15 protein-coding genes and 1 pseudogene are annotated in these 19,402 nt (G+C 33.9%); 13 read left to right on the plus strand and 3 right to left on the minus strand.

The features are described from left to right. Window positions 1-118: 118 nt before the first annotated feature. Window positions 119-1,228: pseudogene (gene spoIVB, locus EP747_RS03255) on the plus strand (SpoIVB peptidase); the annotation flags it as partial. 658 nt (window positions 1,229-1,886) lie between these two features. Beyond that, entirely contained in the window at window positions 1,887-2,675 is a 789-nt protein-coding gene (gene spo0A / locus EP747_RS03260; protein ID WP_069034065.1) for a sporulation transcription factor Spo0A, read from the plus strand. A gap of 1,158 nt (window positions 2,676-3,833) precedes the next feature. On the opposite strand, the gene bacA is transcribed toward spo0A, so the two are convergent. Next, entirely contained in the window at window positions 3,834-4,634 is an 801-nt protein-coding gene (bacA, locus tag EP747_RS03265; protein ID WP_129688502.1) for an undecaprenyl-diphosphate phosphatase, read from the minus strand. A gap of 216 nt (window positions 4,635-4,850) precedes the next feature. Then, window positions 4,851-5,018, minus strand: coding sequence for a YycC family protein (locus EP747_RS03270; RefSeq protein ID WP_098428787.1), 168 nt, complete (start codon window positions 5,016-5,018; stop codon window positions 4,851-4,853). Between the two features lie 83 nt (window positions 5,019-5,101). Here EP747_RS03270 and EP747_RS03275 point away from each other — a divergent pair, with 83 nt between their 5' ends. After that, a complete protein-coding gene (locus EP747_RS03275) occupies window positions 5,102-5,836 on the plus strand; it encodes a glycerophosphodiester phosphodiesterase (protein WP_268895567.1) in 735 nt (244 codons plus the stop codon). A 101-nt stretch (window positions 5,837-5,937) separates the two neighbouring features. Here EP747_RS03275 and EP747_RS03280 read toward each other — a convergent pair whose 3' ends face one another. Continuing rightward, window positions 5,938-6,186 carry a DUF2627 domain-containing protein gene (locus EP747_RS03280; protein ID WP_129688503.1) on the minus strand — a complete coding sequence of 83 codons (249 nt, stop codon included), beginning with the start codon at window positions 6,184-6,186 and terminating at the stop codon, window positions 5,938-5,940. 187 nt (window positions 6,187-6,373) lie between these two features. On the opposite strand from EP747_RS03280, the gene EP747_RS03285 reads away from it, so the two are divergent. The 10 genes from EP747_RS03285 to EP747_RS03330 all read left to right on the plus strand — a co-directional run bounded on the left by EP747_RS03285 (window position 6,374) and on the right by EP747_RS03330 (window position 19,272). Then, entirely contained in the window at window positions 6,374-8,446 is a 2,073-nt protein-coding gene (locus EP747_RS03285; protein WP_129688504.1) for a sigma 54-interacting transcriptional regulator, read from the plus strand. A gap of 208 nt (window positions 8,447-8,654) precedes the next feature. Then, window positions 8,655-9,560 (plus strand): phosphate butyryltransferase, encoded by a 906-nt coding sequence (gene yqiS, locus EP747_RS03290; RefSeq protein ID WP_129688505.1) that lies wholly within the window; start codon window positions 8,655-8,657, stop codon window positions 9,558-9,560. Between the two features lie 30 nt (window positions 9,561-9,590). Then, on the plus strand, window positions 9,591-10,685 hold the full coding sequence (gene bcd / locus EP747_RS03295; protein WP_056475213.1) for a branched-chain amino acid dehydrogenase: 1,095 nt from the start codon (window positions 9,591-9,593) through the stop codon (window positions 10,683-10,685). A gap of 117 nt (window positions 10,686-10,802) precedes the next feature. After that, window positions 10,803-11,903 carry a butyrate kinase gene (gene buk, locus EP747_RS03300; RefSeq protein WP_129688506.1) on the plus strand — a complete coding sequence of 367 codons (1,101 nt, stop codon included), beginning with the start codon at window positions 10,803-10,805 and terminating at the stop codon, window positions 11,901-11,903. Window positions 11,904-11,922: 19 nt separating this feature from the next. Further along, the gene (gene lpdA / locus EP747_RS03305; RefSeq protein WP_129688507.1) at window positions 11,923-13,344 is read left to right on the plus strand and encodes a dihydrolipoyl dehydrogenase; all 1,422 of its coding nucleotides are present in this window, start codon (window positions 11,923-11,925) and stop codon (window positions 13,342-13,344) included. A 97-nt stretch (window positions 13,345-13,441) separates the two neighbouring features. Beyond that, a complete protein-coding gene (locus EP747_RS03310) occupies window positions 13,442-14,446 on the plus strand; it encodes a thiamine pyrophosphate-dependent dehydrogenase E1 component subunit alpha (protein ID WP_129688508.1) in 1,005 nt (334 codons plus the stop codon). 16 nt (window positions 14,447-14,462) lie between these two features. Further along, a complete protein-coding gene (locus EP747_RS03315) occupies window positions 14,463-15,446 on the plus strand; it encodes an alpha-ketoacid dehydrogenase subunit beta (protein ID WP_025671106.1) in 984 nt (327 codons plus the stop codon). 27 nt (window positions 15,447-15,473) lie between these two features. Further along, window positions 15,474-16,808 carry a dihydrolipoamide acetyltransferase family protein gene (locus EP747_RS03320; RefSeq protein ID WP_129688509.1) on the plus strand — a complete coding sequence of 445 codons (1,335 nt, stop codon included), beginning with the start codon at window positions 15,474-15,476 and terminating at the stop codon, window positions 16,806-16,808. Between the two features lie 510 nt (window positions 16,809-17,318). Next, the gene (locus EP747_RS03325) at window positions 17,319-17,795 is read left to right on the plus strand and encodes a GNAT family N-acetyltransferase (RefSeq protein ID WP_129688510.1); all 477 of its coding nucleotides are present in this window, start codon (window positions 17,319-17,321) and stop codon (window positions 17,793-17,795) included. A 226-nt stretch (window positions 17,796-18,021) separates the two neighbouring features. Beyond that, window positions 18,022-19,272, plus strand: a complete 1,251-nt coding sequence (locus tag EP747_RS03330) for an MDR family MFS transporter (RefSeq protein WP_129688511.1) — start codon at window positions 18,022-18,024, stop codon at window positions 19,270-19,272. Window positions 19,273-19,402: the final 130 nt, after the last annotated feature.

Consider the following 19,402-nt stretch of genomic DNA (forward strand, 5'->3'; position numbering starts at 1 on the left):
ATAGCCACGAATTAAAAAAATGAAATTTGGCGCTAAGGAGAGTGATTCGCTTGTGAAAAATATAAATGTTCAACGAATAATAAAAATTCTTCTCCTTTTATTTATAGTTGGTATTGGCGTGTTTAATATAAATCAAAATAATGTGTTTTCATCTACCATAAAAAATAAAGATCAACAAGAAATTGTTAATGTAGCACTTGGTATGAATGAATTACCAAGTAAAAAGGTAGATGTTAAAGTATTAAACAGTTTAAGAATAATACCAGGGGGACAATCAATAGGAGTAAAGCTTAACTCAGTAGGTGTCTTAGTCGTTGGACATCATTTAGTAAATACTAGTTCAGGACAAAAGTCTCCAGGTGAAATTGCCGGTATTAAAGTTGGAGACATGATTATAAAAATGAATGGTAAACAAATCGAAAAAATGTCAGATGTATTACCGTTTATTCAAAAAGCAGGAAAGTATGGAAAGCCTATAAAAATCACTGTAAAACGCGAGGGTAAGTATTACACAAAAATGTTACAACCTATTCGGGATCAAGGTCATAATAGCTATCGAATTGGATTATATATAAGAGATTCAGCTTCTGGTATTGGCACGATGACATTCATTGAACCTAATTCATTAAAATATGGTGCACTAGGACATGTTATTTCTGATAGCGATACGAGAAAAGCCATTGAAGTAGAAGATGGGCATATAGTCTATTCAACAGTTACTGCAATTGAAAAAGGAGCAGATGGTTCACCAGGAGAAAAAATTGCGCATTTTGCTCTAGATCGTGGAACGATTGGTAATATAACGTCAAATAGTCCATTTGGCATATTCGGTAAGGTTAACAATAAAATAGACAATGGGATCATGTCTCAACCATTACCAATTGCATTATCAAATGAAGTGAAAAAAGGTCCCGCTAAAATACTTACCGTTATACATGATAATAAAGTAGAAGCATTTGACATAGAAATAGTAAGCAGTATTCAACAAAAGTTTCCATCAACTAAAGGAATTATTCTAAAGGTTACTGATAAACGATTACTTAAAGAAACAGGCGGGATTGTACAAGGAATGAGCGGCTCACCAATCATTCAAGATGGAAAATTAATCGGAGCAGTTACACATGTTTTTGTAAATGATTCGACTAGTGGATATGGAGTTCATATTGAGTGGATGCTTGATGAGGCTAAAGTACCGATTTATGACTATCAAAATAAAAAGGCTTCTTGATTTAAAAAATACACCTATCAAATTATGTAGGTGTATTTTTCATGTTCTTAAAACGTTTTATTTCCACTACAGGATGCTTGATTTCTTGAGGTGATACTTCCTACTCGATACTTCTGTATAAGGGGCTTAGGGGGCCGCCCTGCATCTCTCACGGGTATTAAGTACCTTTTATTCAAAGAACTTAATGAATAGTACTTCAGGACACTCTAAAATACCATTTTGTATTTTAGCTAAGATAGAGATGAAAATTCAAAACGGAAAAATCCATCTATTAAATTTGTAGTGTATTTTTGTTAAAAATAAGTCAAAATAGGAAAAAAATGGTAACATACTATTGGCAACTTTGAAAAATTAAAAAAATTTTAATGTAGAGGATGGTTGATATGACGGTTAATGTTACAGAATTGTAAATGTATATTAAAAATTATAAATTTACATACTATTTCATTTTTTATATAATGAATTATATGTATAATTCGACTTAATACATAGTGGTTTTTAATCCAATCGTCGAATGCTAGAAGAAATTGAAGAAAACTATCTATATTAATAAAAATATTCAGAATTTATAATAAAAACAGGAAATAAATTTTTATTGTCGAAATTATCGGTAATAAGTAATGTAAATTCACTATAGAGGATGTAGGGAGGAACGGGCGTGGAGAAAATTAAAGTATTATTAGTTGATGATAATAAAGAACTTGTTATTATGTTAGAAAACTACATTAACGCACAAACAGATATGGAAGTGGTTGGGGTAGCGTTTAATGGACAAGACTGCTTACCTCTAGTGAAGGATAAAAAGCCAGATGTACTAGTCCTAGATATTATTATGCCTCATTTAGATGGATTAGCGGTTTTAGATCGTTTACGCGCTGGCTTAGTTGAAAAAATTCCAAACGTTATTATGCTAACAGCATTTGGTCAAGAGGATGTTACAAAAAAAGCTGTTGACCTTGGTGCATCATATTTTATCTTAAAACCATTTGATATGGAGCATTTAATTAGCAATATCCGTCAAGTAGTTGGAAAGGGTAGTGCGGTAACTAAACGTAATGCACCTTCTTTAGTTTCAAATTACGAAAGCAAGCCACGTAACTTAGATGCTAGTATCACAAGTATCATCCATGAAATTGGGGTACCTGCCCATATTAAAGGATATATGTACTTACGTGAAGCGATTTCGATGGTATATAACGATATTGAGCTTCTAGGTTCAATTACAAAAGTTTTATATCCTGATATCGCTAAAAAGTTTAATACAACTGCTAGCCGAGTTGAACGTGCTATCCGACATGCGATTGAAGTAGCATGGAGCCGTGGAAATATCGATAGTATTTCTACATTATTCGGTTACACAATTTCAATGTCAAAGGCAAAACCAACAAATTCAGAATTTATTGCAATGGTAGCTGATAAATTACGTTTAGAGCATAAAGCTTCTTAATTTATAATTACTCAAGAAAAATTCAATTCCGATTAACTTCTGACAGTGATTCCACAGACATTTCTCTTAGCGAATAACTTCTTTGAGATCTTCGGTACTTTTTCGCATTAGCAATTATATTTGTACAATTATATTTGTAATATGAAAACGTTGTCTATAGTAGACAACGTTTTCTTTTGCTCAATTAAATTGTTGGATTGATCATTGATAAGTAAGTTGTGTCATATTGATTTCCACTACAGGCTGCTCGCTTTCCATAGGGCGAGATTCTTTAGCCTCCTCGGCTCCCCCTGTGGGGTCTTTAGCCTTCCCGCTTCTCCCATAGGAGCCTGGCACCCTTTCGTTCCAATCAAGTTCTTTATAAAAAAATAATAATCTTAAAAACAATAGATGAATTACCCTCTAAAAGACGACTTACACATCTTTACAAATATTGAGCGTCAAAAAAGAAGAAATTTTAATTTTTGCAAGTTAGTTAAAACATTTATAAATCAACCAAAATCACTTGTTTATCAATAAGATGACAGATAAAACAATAATAAATATACTATTTTTTCATAAAAATTCATTTAATGTTTGTATTTTTCAGGAGTTATTTCAATAACAATTATTTATCAAAAAAATTACCGTATTTCAACAATAAAAAGCTCTATATCAACGAAGGTTCAATATTTTAATTTTACTTAAGGACAATGAAAGGTAGTATCCATTGAATTTATACTTTATAAAAATTAGTTTGTCTAATAATTTGTAGTATGCTATAATATTAATTGCGCCACTGAAACATTTAGAAACACGATATTATTACTACGAAATTTGGAAGAAAATTGGACGTATTCCATGACGCGTCAGCTATTTCAACCTAATTTAAACATTAGTAGTAGTGTCTGTTAGTGAAGATTGTTGTGAAACAAGCTGCCTAATGGAACGGCCCTGGAGCCGAATTGCGAAAGAGAGGTAGGGCTTTCGCCAATAGACAACAATTTTAAATTTAAATAACTAACATATATATTACAAAGGCTATTCGTATACGTTGTACGAATAGCCTTTTCCATTTGTAAAATAAACTGATTAAAACGGATGAATAGATTAATGTTGTATAGAAATAAAAAAGATAGGACTACTAATACGGTTGTCCTATCTCTTTATAGTTTTTAATTAGAATATAAATACAATCGTGAAAACAATCGCTACAATAAAACGATAAACAGCAAAACCTGTTAGTTTTACTTTCTCTAATAGTTTTAGGAAGGAAACGATCGCAAGTAATGCAACTACGAATGCAGTGATGAATCCAGTTGCGAATAATGGTAGATCTGAAGCACTTAAAATATCGATATTTTTAATAAAATCTAATCCACTTGCAGCGATCATCATCGGTACTGCTAAAATAAAAGTAAATTCTGCAGAAGTTTTTCGATCTAGACCAAATAATAATCCCCCAGCTATTGTAGACCCTGATCGTGAAAATCCTGGCCATAGAGCTAGCATTTGGAAGCATCCAATAATAAATGCTTGTTTATATGAGATATGATCTAAATCAGATGATTTAGGATGTTTAGAGACTTTTTCAGCAACAATTAATAAAATACCGCCAGCTACTAATCCGATTACAACAGTTTTAGGTGAGAATAAAACATCTTTAATGAAATCATGGAATATAAGCCCTACAATACCGGCTGGAATAGCACCGATAATAATATGAATTAAGTTGAGGTTCGTTTGTCTATAACCATCTGATTTTACTCCTAGTACTGACCATAGTCGTTTCCAAAAAACAACAACTACTGCTAGAATTGAACCAAGTTGAACAATTACTTCAAAAAATGAAGCCTTCTCACCTGTGAAATTTAATAAATCAGCAACTAAAATCATATGACCAGTAGAAGAAACAGGTAAAAATTCTGTTAATCCTTCTACCATCCCCATGATCAAACCAATTAACCAATCAGGTAACATTTAAAAATACCTCCATAAATACTTTTCGTTATAAAATATACACAATACATTACATTTTACTTGAAAACTAATTAATATGAAAGGAAGTTTAAATTAAAATTAGCTCATAATTGTTAATTAATTGTACAATTTTACATAAAAATGTAATTTAAGGTTAGAATTAATAAAAAAAGAAGTAGAAAAACTACTTCTGCCATTTTTATTGACGCTATTTTACTATTTAGATTCGTTATCCTCAGAAGCTTCTTCGCTTTTAGACAAATCCAATTCCATCAACTTTTTCATTAATATATGCTGTGGCATATGCATAATTTGTTCTAAAGGAACGTTTAATTTCTTAGAAAGTAAAATTGCCGTTTCAGGCGAAATTTGCAATGGTCGCATAATAATCCTCCTTAGTTTCGTAAAAATAGTATACAATAAGAAAAAGAAGAAAGTACATATTTTCTCACGTGGGGGGAATTTGAGTGGTCGATATTATAGGTCATAGAGGTGCTGCAGGAACCTACCCAGAAAATACAATGGTTTCTTTTATGGCATGTGAAGATTTAGGGGCAGACGGAATAGAATTAGATGTACACTTATCAAAAGATGGTGAAATCGTTGTTATTCATGATGAAACAATAAATCGCACAACTAACGGAAAAGGTTTCGTGAAAGATTATACTTTAGCTGAATTAAAGCAATTTGATGCTAGTTATCGATTTAAACGCCAATTTAAGGGATGCACGATTCCAACCTTAAAAGAAGTATTTGAATGGGCCAAAGGAAATAGCTTTAGTATCAATGTTGAATTAAAAAATGATAAAATCGAATACCATGGACTAGAGGAACGAGTAATAAATTTAATCCGTTCATATGAATATGAAAAAAGAATCGTTTTATCTTCCTTTAATCATAAAAGTATGCTTAAATTCCACTTAATGGCACCAGATATTGAAACAGCAGTTTTATTTAATAGAAGAAGTAAAGAACCTTGGAAAATTGCTGAAGATTATAAAGCAAATGCAATTCATCCTAATTATCGCATTATTTCTGATAAACAAATAGAAGAAACAATGGAACATCGGATAGCCGTAAGACCGTATACAATCAATGAACCAGCTGTTATGAAACGATTAATCGAAGTCAATTGTACGGCGATTATTACAGATTATCCTGAGTTAGCTTTCCAAGTTAGAAGTCAGCTTCTTAGTAAATAAAAAAAGTGCTCTCATTAGCACTTTTTTTGTTTTGTTATTTATCTTTTGGTTTTAATGAGACCCCGAATAAGTGAATTTGCAAAGCTATACTCCCACAAAAATTATCTTTTTAAAAATCTACCTTGAACTTTGCTTCGTTTACGATCTCTAAATAATACAAAGCTTCCGACTAAATAAAAACCGACACCCAATGAAACAAGTCCGATTAATAATTGCAATGGAAGATTTGGAATGCCAAAAGAATGGATTAGAAATACCGTATCACGAAGTAATTTAATTCCGATAACTGCTAAAGCTATTGGTACAACAATCACAACGAATGCTAACATACGTGTAAATGATTCTTTCATGTTTATTAATTCCTCCGATAAAAGTAACAATAAATTATAAAATTACGTAATTCTCTTTCTTCATAATCTTATACAAGGATAGTGTTGTCAAGACTTATAAAACATTTGAAATAGACGAAAGAATGACTTTATATATATAATAGTCTAATGTGTTTAATAATTTGTTGAAATTAGTAGGTGAACTAAGATGAAACAAAACGTAATGATCGTTGGAATGGGAACAGGAGGCACAGCTGTATTAAAACTTCTATCACATTCTGATTTATTTCATGTTGTTGCAGTAGTAGATATGATAAAAGAGGCTAAAGGCTTAGAATTTGCTAAAAGCTTACACATTCCAATACTTAAGGATTGGAAGTCGAATTTAAACGATGAGATTGATGTTGTCATAAATACTACTGGAGATGAAACTATATACCAGGAAATAAACGAATATAAAGCTAAGCATACTTTAGTGATCCCAGGTTCTGTTGCAAAAATGATATCTGATCTTGTTCAAGAAAAAGAATCACTTTTTAATTTAATCAATAATAAAAAAAGGCAACAGGAACTAATTTTGGACAACACTCACGATGGGATGATTGTCGTTGATAAATGGGGAAAAATTCTTTTATTTAATCGCTCTGCAGAAAGAATGCTACATACTGATAAAGATGCTGCGATTGGTAGGTATATATTGGATGTTGTCCCGACTAGTAAATTACCCCGAGTTCTTCAAACGAAAAAGAAGGAAATTAATCAAGAGCATATTTTAATTAATGGAAGTAAGATTTTTACGACTCGTATTCCAATCTTTCGAGAAGATGGTGAACTTGAAGGTGCAATTTCTGTTTTTAAAGATGATACTGAGGTAATAGATTTAGCAGAAGAGGTTACAAATTTAAAAGAAGTTTATAGCATGCTTGAAGCAGTCATTCAAAGTTCGGATGAAGCAATTTCAGTTGTAGATGAAAAAGGTAATGGAATTATTATTAATCCGGCATACACAAGATTGACTGGATTATCGAATGAACAAGTTATTGGTAAACATGCAACGATTGATATTACTGAAGGTGAAAGTGTTCATTTAAAAGTGTTGAAAACAAAGCAAGCAGTTCGTGGAGTACGCATGAAAGTCGGAAAGCAAAATCGTGATGTACTAGTTAATGTTGCTCCTGTAATCGTAGACGGAAAATTAAAAGGCAGTGTTGGAGTAATCCATGATGTTTCTGAAATTTCACAGTTAACGAATGAACTACATCGAGCACGTCAAATCATTAGAACATTAGAGGCGAAATATTCATTCGAGGATATAGCTGGTGAATCTGAAGGAATCAGTTTAGCAATCATGCAGGCTAAATTAGCAGCGAGCACTCCTGCTACCGTATTACTTCGTGGGGAATCTGGAACTGGTAAAGAATTGTTTGCTCATGCGATTCATAATGAAAGCGATCGCAAATATAATAAATTCGTTCGAGTGAATTGTGCTGCGATTTCTGAAAGTTTATTGGAAAGTGAATTATTTGGTTATGAAGAAGGTGCTTTTTCTGGCGCAAAACGTGGTGGGAAAAGAGGGCTATTTGAGGAAGCTAATAATGGTAGTATTTTCTTAGATGAAATTGGAGAATTATCACCTGCGATGCAAGCCAAACTATTAAGGGTCCTACAAGAGAAAGAAATTAGACGAGTTGGTGGGACAAAGTCTATTCCTATAAATGTGCGAGTGATTGCTGCGACGAATGTTCATCTGGAGGAAGCAATCATTGAAGGGAAGTTTCGAGAAGATCTTTATTATCGATTAAATAAACTTCCTATTATTATTCCTGCGTTAAAGGATCGAATTGAAGATATTTTACCGATTGGCGAAAGATTATTAGCAAAAATTAATCAAGACTACGGTCGAAATGTTGAGGGAATCTCATTATCAGCATTAAATAAATTAAAAAGTTACAATTGGCCTGGTAATGTTAGAGAATTGGAAAATGTGCTAGGAAGAGCTGTCATATTTATGAAATTTAATGAAAAGCAAATTCTACCTGAACATTTATCAGCGATTGTACAAGTTAAGCAAGAACAATCTGCTAATCATAACGAAGTTCATACTGAAGATATAAGCTCCCTTGACGAAATGGTTATAAATTATGAAGGTGAAATTATTGAAAAGATATTAATGAAAAATAATGGTAATAAAACAAGGTCAGCAAAAGAGCTTGGAATATCAGTAAGAAATTTGTATTATAAATTGGAAAAATACCACACTGCAAAAAATAGCACGCAATAATTTGCGTGCTATGAATATTTTTGCATACAATTACTGTCATTTTTCAAAATATTGTTGTAGAATAGATTTATTGGTGTTACTAGTACCTGGTACTAGAATGTAGGTTATGTAAGGCTTTTCAACTATTTTTAAAATAGTTTTTCCTTTTTGAAAAGTTGGCACGCTAATTGCTTTATATAGTGCAGGGGGATGAAAGGAAGGGCTTTCAATGAATTTAACAGATATAATGTTACGCGCAAAAAATCATTCTAGGCAAACTGTTGCTGTAGCTGTTGCTGAAGACTTTGAAGTAAAAGAAGCAGTTTCAATTGCGTTAGATAATGATTTAGCAAACTTTTTACTTTTCGGAAATGAGCAAGCGATCTATGAAATGTATGAAGATTTATTAAAAAACGAACAATTTGCAGAAAGACTAAAAATTGTTCATTCTCATACAAACAAAGAAGCTGCTAAAAATGCAGTTGTAGCTGTTCGTTCTGGTGAAGCTTCAATTGTAATGAAAGGTAATCTTTCATCGTCAGTTCTTCTAAAAGAAGTATTGAACAAAGAATATGGTTTAAGAGATAAAAGTGTTTTATCACATGTTGCAATATTCGACGTACCAGGTAGAGAAAATGCAGTAATCGTAACGGATGCTGCGATGAACATAGCACCTACGTTAGAACAAAAGGTGAAAATTATTGAAAACAGTGTTGAAATTGCAAGGAAAGTAGGAATAGAGACCCCTAAAGTTGCTGTACTAGCAGCTGTTGAAGTAGTAAATCCTGCAATGCAAGTAACACTAGATGCAGCAACACTAACTGTCATGAATACAAGAGGACAAATTAAAAATTGTCTTGTTGATGGACCATTAGCGCTTGATAATGCCATTTCTGTTGAAGCAGCAAAACATAAAGGCTTAACTGGAGAAGTTGCTGGGCAAGCTGATATATTATTAGTTCCTACAATAGAAACTGGAAATATTTTATATAAATCTTTAGTCTTTATGGCAAACTCAGAAGTGGCTGCACTTATTGCTGGAGCAAAGGCACCGATTGTTTTAACATCGCGTTCTGACTCTGCAATGACAAAATTATATTCATTAGCATTAGCTATATGTAATTCTAAAAACTAAACTTACACATATTAAGGGAGCTGTTATTACATGGAAATCTTCAAATACTTAGAAACTTATGATTATGAGCAAGTTGTTTTCTGCCAAGATAAAGAATCAGGATTAAAAGCAATTATTGCGATCCACGATACTACATTAGGTCCAGCTTTAGGTGGAACAAGAATGTGGACTTACGAATCAGAAGAAGCTGCAATTGAAGATGCTCTACGTTTAGCGAAAGGTATGACTTATAAAAATGCTGCTGCTGGCTTAAACTTAGGTGGAGGAAAAACTGTAATCATCGGTGATCCACGTAAAGATAAAAACGAAGCAATGTTCCGTGCATTTGGTCGTTATATCCAAGGCTTAAATGGTCGATATATTACTGCTGAGGACGTAGGTACTACTGTAGCAGATATGGATTTAATCCACGAAGAAACTGACTATGTAACTGGTATTTCACCATCATTCGGTTCTTCAGGTAATCCATCTCCAGTTACTGCATTTGGTGTTTACCGTGGTATGAAAGCTGCAGCAAAAGAAGCGTTTGGTACTGACAGCTTAGAAGGTAAAAAAATTGCAATCCAAGGTGTTGGTAATGTTGCTTACAGCCTTTGCGAGTACTTACATGAAGAAGGTGCTCAATTAATCGTAACGGATATCAATAAAGAAGCTGTACAACGTGCAGTAGAAGCATTTGGTGCTACAGCAGTAGATCCAGATGATATTTATGGAGTAGAATGTGATATTTATGCACCATGTGCATTAGGTGCAACAATTAACGATAAAACAATCCCACAATTAAAAGCAAGAGTTATTGCAGGTTCTGCAAATAACCAATTAAAAGAAACTCGTCATGGTGATTTAATCCATGAATTAGGAATCGTTTATGCTCCTGACTATGTAATCAATTCTGGTGGAGTAATCAACGTTGCAGATGAGTTATACGGATATAACTACGACCGTGCAATGAAAAAAGTTGAAGGCTTATATGATAACATTGCAAAAGTTATCGAAATTTCAAAACGTGACGGTATTCCAACATATTTAGCTGCAGACCGTTTAGCTGAAGAGCGTATTGCTACAATGGCAAAATCTCGTAGCCAATTCTTATCAAATGGTCACAACATCTTAAGCAGAAGATAATTGACTAAATAAAATTTAATTAAAATTCCTTTATTTTTTAGATGGAAAGAAAGAGTGAAGTAATAGTACCTCTTTCTTTCTAGTTATAAAGGTAAGGTAAACTTAGAAGGGAGAGTGTTGACAATGCATCGTATTTTAGTAATTAATCCTGGCAGCACATCCACAAAGGTTGGTGTATTTGATGATGAAAAACCAATTTTTGAACAAACAATACGCCATGACGATGAAGAATTAAATAAATATAAAACAATAATTGATCAATATGAATTTAGAAAAAATGTTATTTTAGAGGTATTACACAAAGAAGGTATTAACATTTCTAAATTAAGTGCTGTTTGTGGTCGAGGTGGACTACTTAGACCTATCGAAGGTGGAACTTATGCAGTAAATGAAATCATGTTAGAAGATTTGAAAATTGGTTATAGTGGTCAGCATGCTTCAAATCTTGGTGGGATCATTGCTAATGAGATTGCACAAGGATTAAACATCCCAGCATTTATCGTTGATCCAGTTGTTGTTGATGAATTAGATCCGGTAGCAAGAATCAGCGGACAATCAATTATGGAAAGAAGAAGTGTTTTCCATGCTTTAAACCAAAAAGCTGTAGCACGAAAAGTGTCAAAACAGTTAGAACAGTCATATAACGATTTAAACCTTATTATCGCCCATATGGGTGGAGGTGTGAGTGTTGGTGCCCATAAAAAAGGACGCGTAATTGACGTAAATAACGGTTTAGATGGTGAAGGACCTTTCAGTCCAGAGCGAGCTGGAACTGTACCAATTGGTGATTTAATAAAACTTTGTTACTCTGGTGACTACTATATTAACGAAGTTCAAAAAATGATGGTTGGTCAAGGTGGATTAGTTAGCTATCTTGGAACGGCTGATGCAATTAAAGTCGAAAACATGATTGAAGATGGTGACGAAAAAGCTGCATTAGTATATGAAGCAATGGCTTACCAAGTCGCAAAAGAAATTGGAAGTGCGGCAGCAGTTCTTGAAGGAAATATTGATGCAATTATATTAACAGGTGGAATTGCTTATAGTGATTTTATTGTTAATGAAATAACTAAAAGAGTTAAATGGATGGCACGTGTAATTGTTTTACCAGGTGAAAATGAACTTCAAGCTCTTTGTGAAGGTGCACTGCGCGTACTTCGAGAAGAAGAAGAAGCAAAAATCTATCCTGGAGAATTTGCAGTTAAATCTTTAGTATAAATGTGAGGAGAATTTCATCATGGCAACAGAATATGATTTAGTCGTACTCGGTGGCGGTACAGGTGGCTATGTAGCTGCTATTCGTGCTTCTCAATTAGGATTAAAAGTAGCGGTAGTAGAAAAAAATAAACTAGGTGGAACTTGCTTACATGCAGGCTGTATCCCAAGTAAAGCATTATTACGTAGTGCAGAAGTTTTTTCAACTGCTAAGAAAAGTGAAGAGTTTGGTGTTGAAACATCAGGCGTAACATTAAATTTTAGCAAAGTACAACAAAGAAAAGAAAATATCGTTGCCGGGCTTCATAAAGGTGTTGAACACTTAATGAAACAAGGGAAAATTGATGTATACAATGGTTTAGGACGTATTTTAGGACCTTCAATATTCTCTCCAATGCCAGGAACAATTTCAGTAGAAATGAACGATGGTAGCGAGAACGAAATGCTAATTCCTAAGAACGTATTAGTCGCAACTGGTTCAAGACCAAAGTCTTTACCTGGATTAACAATTGATGGTGAGCATGTAATGTCATCTGATGAGGCGTTAAAAATGGAGTCACTTCCAGAGTCAATTATTATCGTTGGTGGCGGTGTAATCGGTATTGAGTGGGCTTCAATGTTAGCAGATTTTGGTGTTGAGGTAACAGTAATCGAGTATAGTAAAACTATTTTACCTTTAGAAGACGAAGAAATTTCTAAAGAAATGACTAGATTATTAAAGAAAAAAGGTATTAAATTAGTTACTGATGCGAAAGTTTTAGCTGAAACTTTAGTAATCGATAATGGTGTAAGAATTAATGCACTTCATAAAGATACTGAAAAATCTTTCACTGCTGAAAAAATGTTAGTATCTGTTGGTCGTCAAGCGAATGTTGAAGGAATCGGATTAGAAAATACTGACATCGTAGTTGAAAATGGTTTTATCCAAACAAATGCTAATTACCAAACGAAAGAATCACATATTTATGCGATTGGTGATGTCATTGGTGGCTTACAATTAGCACATGTTGCATCAAGAGAAGGTACAATTGCAGTTGAGCATATTGTAGGTAATTCACCACTTCCATTAGATCCAACAATGGTTAGTAAGTGTGTTTATAGTAATCCAGAAGTTGCATCTGTTGGTTTAACTGAGCGTGAAGCAAAAGAAAAAGGTTATACAGTTAAAAAAGGGAAATTCTCGTTCCGTGCAATCGGTAAAGCTTTAGTTTACGGTGAGCATGATGGGTTTGTTAAAATAATTGTTGATGAAGAGACTAATGATCTTTTAGGTGTCCATATGATTGGACCACATGTAACTGATATGATTTCTGAAGCAGGTTTAGCACGAGTATTAGATGCAACTGCTTGGGAAATTTCTCATACAATTCATCCACATCCTTCATTATCAGAAGCTATTGGTGAAGCAGCACTTGCTGTAGAAGGATTAGCAATTCACTCTTAATTTAAAAAAATGAAATGTAGAGAGCAAATCTCTACATTTCATCACTATAATGATTTAAAACGCTTCCACACATGTATGTGGTAAAAGGGGGATATTTATGGAAAAGGTTACAACTTCAAACCGTCATGAACAGCTTGGTCTATCAAATGATGACGTTCTTAGTATGTATGAAACAATGCTAATGGCACGTCGTATTGATGAGCGTATGTGGTTATTAAATCGTGCTGGTAAAATTCCGTTCGTTATTTCTTGTCAAGGTCAAGAAGCAGCTCAAGTAGGATCAGCGTATGCATTAGATAATACAAAAGATTACGTATTACCATATTACCGTGATATGGGTGTTGTTTTACAATTCGGAATGACAGCAAAAGAATTAATGCTTTCTGGTTTTGCAAAAGCAGAAGATCCAAACTCTGGTGGACGTCAAATGCCAGGTCATTTTGGACAAAAGAAAAATCGTATCGTTACAGGTTCATCTCCAGTTACAACACAAGTACCACACGCTGTTGGTGTATCTCTAGCTGCAAAAATGGAAGGTAAAGATATTGTCTCTTGGGTTTCATTTGGTGAAGGTTCTTCTAACCAAGGTGATTTCCATGAAGGTGCAAACTTTGCTGGTGTACATAAGTTACCAGTAATTTTCATGTGTGAAAATAACAAATATGCTATCTCAGTACCGATTGAGAAGCAATTAGCATGTGAAAAAGTATCGGATCGTGCAATTGGATACGGCATGCCTGGTTTCACTGTTGATGGAAATGATCCTTTAGAAGTTTATCGTGTAACAAAAGAAGCAGTTGACCGTGCTCGTCGTGGAGAAGGTCCAACATTAATCGAAGCTGTATCTTATCGATTAACTGCACACTCTAGTGATGATGATGATCGTATTTACCGTTCTCGTGAAGAAGTAGAAGAAGCAAAAAGCAAAGATTGCTTATTTACATTTGCTAAATACCTTCATGAAGTTGGTGTGTTAACAGAAGAAATAGAAAAAGAATTAGATACAAAAGTTCGTGCGATCGTTGATGAAGCAACTGACTACGCAGAAAACGCTCCATATGCAGCAGCTGAGCATGCATTGAAGTTTGTTTACGAAGAATAAGAGGGGGTAGGACAATATGGCAGTAATGTCTTATATAGATGCAGTAACTTTAGCGTTAAAAGAGGAAATGGAACGCGATCCAAAGGTATTTGTATTAGGGGAAGACGTTGGATTAAAAGGTGGAGTATTTAAAGCGACTCATGGTCTGTATGATCAATTTGGTGAGGATCGTGTATTAGATACACCACTTGCAGAATCTGCAATTGCGGGTGTTGGTATTGGTGCTGCAATGTACGGACTTAGACCAGTAGCTGAAATGCAATTTGCTGATTTCATTATGCCTGCAGTAAACCAAATTATTTCTGAGGCATCAAGAATTCGTTATCGTTCAAACAATGACTGGACTTGTCCTATTACGATTCGTGCTCCTTATGGAGGCGGTGTACACGGTGCACTTTATCACTCTCAATCTGTTGAAAAGGTATTTGCAGGTCAACCAGGTTTAAAAATTGTAATGCCTTCTACTCCTTATGATGTTAAAGGTTTATTAAAAGCAGCAATTCGTGATAATGACCCAGTAATTTTCTTTGAGCATAAACGTGCTTATCGATTAATTAAAGGTGAAGTACCTGAAACTGATTATGTACTTCCAATTGGTAAAGCTGATGTAAAACGTGAAGGTGAAGATATCACAATCATCACTTACGGACTATGTGTACATTTTGCTCTTCAAGCTGCTGAAAAATTAGCTCAAGATGGTATTTCTGTACATGTTTTAGACTTACGTACAATTTATCCATTAGATAAAGAATCTATTATCGAAGCTGCATCTAAAACAGGAAAAGTTTTATTAGTAACTGAAGATAATAAAGAAGGAAGTATAATGAGCGAAGTTGCAGCAATTATTGCTGAAAATTGCTTATTTGAATTAGATGCGCCAATCGCACGCCTTGCTGGCCCTGATGTTCCGGCAATGCCTTATTCTCCTACAATGGAAAAATTCTTCATGGTTAATCCAGATAAAGTAGAAAAAGCGGCTAGAGAACTTGCAGCATTTTAATGGCACTGTTTGAAAAAGGGGGACATAATGATGATCGAAAATATTAAAATGCCTCAATTAGGTGAAAGTGTAACTGAGGGTACAATCAGTACTTGGTTAGTAAAAGTAGGAGATCGTGTAAATAAATACGATCCACTTGCTGAAGTTATGACAGATAAAGTTAATGCTGAAGTACCATCTTCATTTTCTGGTGTGATTAAAGAATTAATCGCAAATGAAGGTGAAACTTTAGCTGTTGGTGAAATCATTTGTACGATTGAAGTTGAAGGAGCTTCTAGTGAAGTAGCTGCTACAACAATCGAAGAAACTAAACCAGTTGAAAAAGCTGCACCTGTAGCACAAGCACAAACTCCTGTAGCTGCTGCACCGGTTCAAACTATTGCTAAAACTGATGAGTCAGGTAAAGTACGTTATTCTCCAGCTGTACTTCGATTAGCACAAGAAAATAATCTTGATCTTTCATTAATTCCTGGTACAGGAAATAATGGTCGAGTTACTCGAAAAGACGTTTTAAATGCGATCGCAAATGGTGTACCTCAAGCGGCACCAGCACCTGTTGCAGTTGAAACTCCTGCTCAACCAGTTGTAGCACAAACTGCTCCTGCTACCCAAGTAGCTAAAGTACCTGCTGCAGCACCAGCACCTGTTATTCCTACAGCAGTTGGCGATATTGAAATTCCAGTTACAGGTGTCCGTAAAGCAATTGCTGCAAATATGTTACGTAGTAAACATGAAGCTCCACATGCTTGGATGATGATCGAAGTAGATGTTACAAACTTAGTTAATTACAGAAACAGCATTAAAGATTCTTTCAAGAAAAAAGAAGGTTTCTCTTTAACATTCTTCGCATTCTTTGTTAAAGCTGTAGCGCAAGCACTTAAAGAATACCCAATGATTAATTCAATGTGGGCTGGAGACAAAATCATCCAAAAGAAAGATATTAACTTATCAATCGCTGTTGCAACAGACGATGCATTATTTGTTCCAGTAATTAAAAATGCTGATGAGAAAACAATCAAAGGTATTGCACGTGAAATTACTGAATTAGCTACAAAAGTTCGTACTGGTAAATTAAAATCAGACGAAATGCAAGGTGGCACATTCACAGTAAATAACACTGGATCATTTGGTAGTGTTCAAAGCGCGGGTATCATTAACTACCCACAAGCTGCAATTTTACAAATTGAAAGCATCGTAAAACGTCCAGCGGTTGTAAACGGAATGATTGGCGTTCGCGATATGGTTAACCTATGCTTATCACTTGATCACCGTGTACTTGACGGATTCATTTGTGGTAAATTCTTAGGAAGAGTAAAAGAAATCCTAGAAAATACAACAAAAGAAAATACGAACGTATATTAATTCTTAAACGAAAGAGGTTGTCCCAAGGGCAACTTCTTTTTTTGTTATTTTGTAAAAATGCGATTTAAAAATAGAGTGATTGAAAGGCTGAGGTAGTGAAAATTAAAATCGTAGTGCAAATAAAATTGTGAAACGTACAATTAGAAATCAGAAACTGTAATTATAAACTGCTGTAGGTGCAAATAAAATAGTGAATCTGCAATTAAAATTAGTAAAACTGCAAATAAATCCTTTAGTATCCCAAATAAGATAAGATATTACCTATACCGGTTATAGTATAACGCTAATTATCTATAAAAATGGCCACATAAAAGAACGCATAATGAAAAACACCGCCGAGATACCCCCCTCAACCATGTTACAGGTAATAAAATCAATTATTTTATCAATAAAAAAAGGAGTATATGTGTGTCCTCATTCCTGAATTATAAAATAGACCTTTTTTAGTGACTTGTGATAAAATTAAATAATTATAAAATTCTGTATTTTTTATAAAAAGGGGTGGAATTTATGCTAGTTGAACAAAACGGCTATTACATATCAACTAATAAAGAATTATTAAACAGAGAAGTTATTTATAACTTTTTAGACAAAGATTCATATTGGGCAAATGAAATTCCTTATGAATACATTGATCGATTTATCAAAGGGTCTTTCTGTTTTGGTGTTTACAAGGGGAATCCAGAAGAAAGTGAACCAACTCAAGTAGGCTTCGCAAGAGTAGTATCAGATGGCGTCACATTTGCTTATTTAGCAGATGTATTTATTCTCCCAGAATATCGCAAACAAGGCTTATCAAAATGGCTAATGGAACAAATCATGAGTTATGAAAAACTATCAACCGTACGAACATTCATGCTTCGCACAAGAGATGCTCACAACTTATATCGCAAATACGGCTTCGAAGTGATTGATAATAGTAACAACCGATTCATGGCTATTTTAAAAGAAAATCTGTATCGAAATATGAAAAATAATAGGGAATAGGATGCCATTCCTCTTCTCTATAGCCCTCTTTTCCACGCCTTCATGCTATACCATTTTCGTAAAATACCTCTAGAATTGACTTTATTCAGAGATTTAGACCTTTTCCTAAGTCCTTTACTCAACCTCCATTTCACTTTTAGATCCCTAAACTAAAACCTTTACAAACTGTAATATTTGTAAGATAATTTACAAATATGTGACATCTTAGAGAAATAGGGGGGATAAGATGTTTAAAAATTTATCTGCCGTACATCCTGTTGCTTGGAATATCGTTATTGGAACTTTATTCGTTAGATTTGCTAGCACAGTAAGTATGCCATTTTTAGCTATTTATTTAACTTCAGTTAAACATATCTCACCTGCAATGGTTGGGATTATGTTAACGGTTTCATCTTTTTTAGGGGTGTTTTTTAGTTTTATTGGAGGAACTCTTTCTGATCGTATTGGAAGGAAAACTATTTTATTATCGAGTATTTTCTTATGGTCTATTACATTGGTTGGATTTGGACTAGGAAATTCATTCGCCTGGTTTTTCGTGCTGAACTCGATCTTAAATATTTGTTCATCATTTTTCGAACCTTCTTCAAGGGCATTACTTTCTGATTTAACCGACGAGAAATCAAAACTGTTAGTCTTTAATTTGCGATATGCTGCGATTAATGTTGGGGTTGCAGTAGGTCCTTTAGTAGGTTTATATCTAGGAAGCTCTAAAAGCACATTGCCATTTGTATTATCTGGAATTGTGTACTTTTTTTATGGTTTAACATTATTATTTATGTTATCAAAGTATAAAATTGGAGAAGGAAAGTCTGCTTCAGCAACTAACAAAGTTTCGATGAAGGCGTCGTTTTCAATTTTACGTAAGGATATCATCTTTGCTTTAACGATTCTAACAATCTGTTTTTATGGTCTTGGTTATTCACAAAGCTTTTCAACAATGTCTCAATATTTTGCGAATGCACCACAGTTTCATAATGGCGTTAAACTGTATGCGTATTTAACAACAATTAATGCAGTAACTGTAGTAATACTTCAATTCCCAATTGTAAGTAGAATGAAGAATTTTTCACCTACTGTATCTATGATGATCGGGAATGTGATTGTTAGTTTAGCTGTTGCTGGATTTGGGTTATTTACTAACTTTTTCTTATTAGCAATCGTAATGATTGTGTTAACTGTAGGAGAAATATTTGCATTTACATTTACAGATGTATTTGTCGATCAGCTTGCTCCTGAAGAATTAAAGGGAACTTATTTTGGGGCAATGGGATTCTCAAAACTCGGTTTCGTTTTCGGTCCAGCGCTTGGTGGAAGTTTATTAGCTTACTTCGGATATGAAAATGGCGGCCGTGGATTTGTTATTATTAGTGCAATCGCTTTTATAAGTTTTCCAATGATGTTTTTTGTAAATCGACTTTTTCAAAAAAGAAAAGAAGTCAAGGTTGAATCGGATACAAAATTAACTGTTAATTCATAAAAGAACGCTTTAAAAGCGTTCTTTTTTCTTTCAGAGTGTTAAAGTTATTACTTAATTATTTACATTCCTAGTACTTTTTTTAATATTGCCGTTCGGTATAGGAGAAGCTTAAATATTAGAGTTTATTCAT

This window comes from Gottfriedia acidiceleris, assembly GCF_004138285.1.
Classification (GTDB): domain Bacteria; phylum Bacillota; class Bacilli; order Bacillales; family Bacillaceae_G; genus Gottfriedia; species Gottfriedia acidiceleris_A.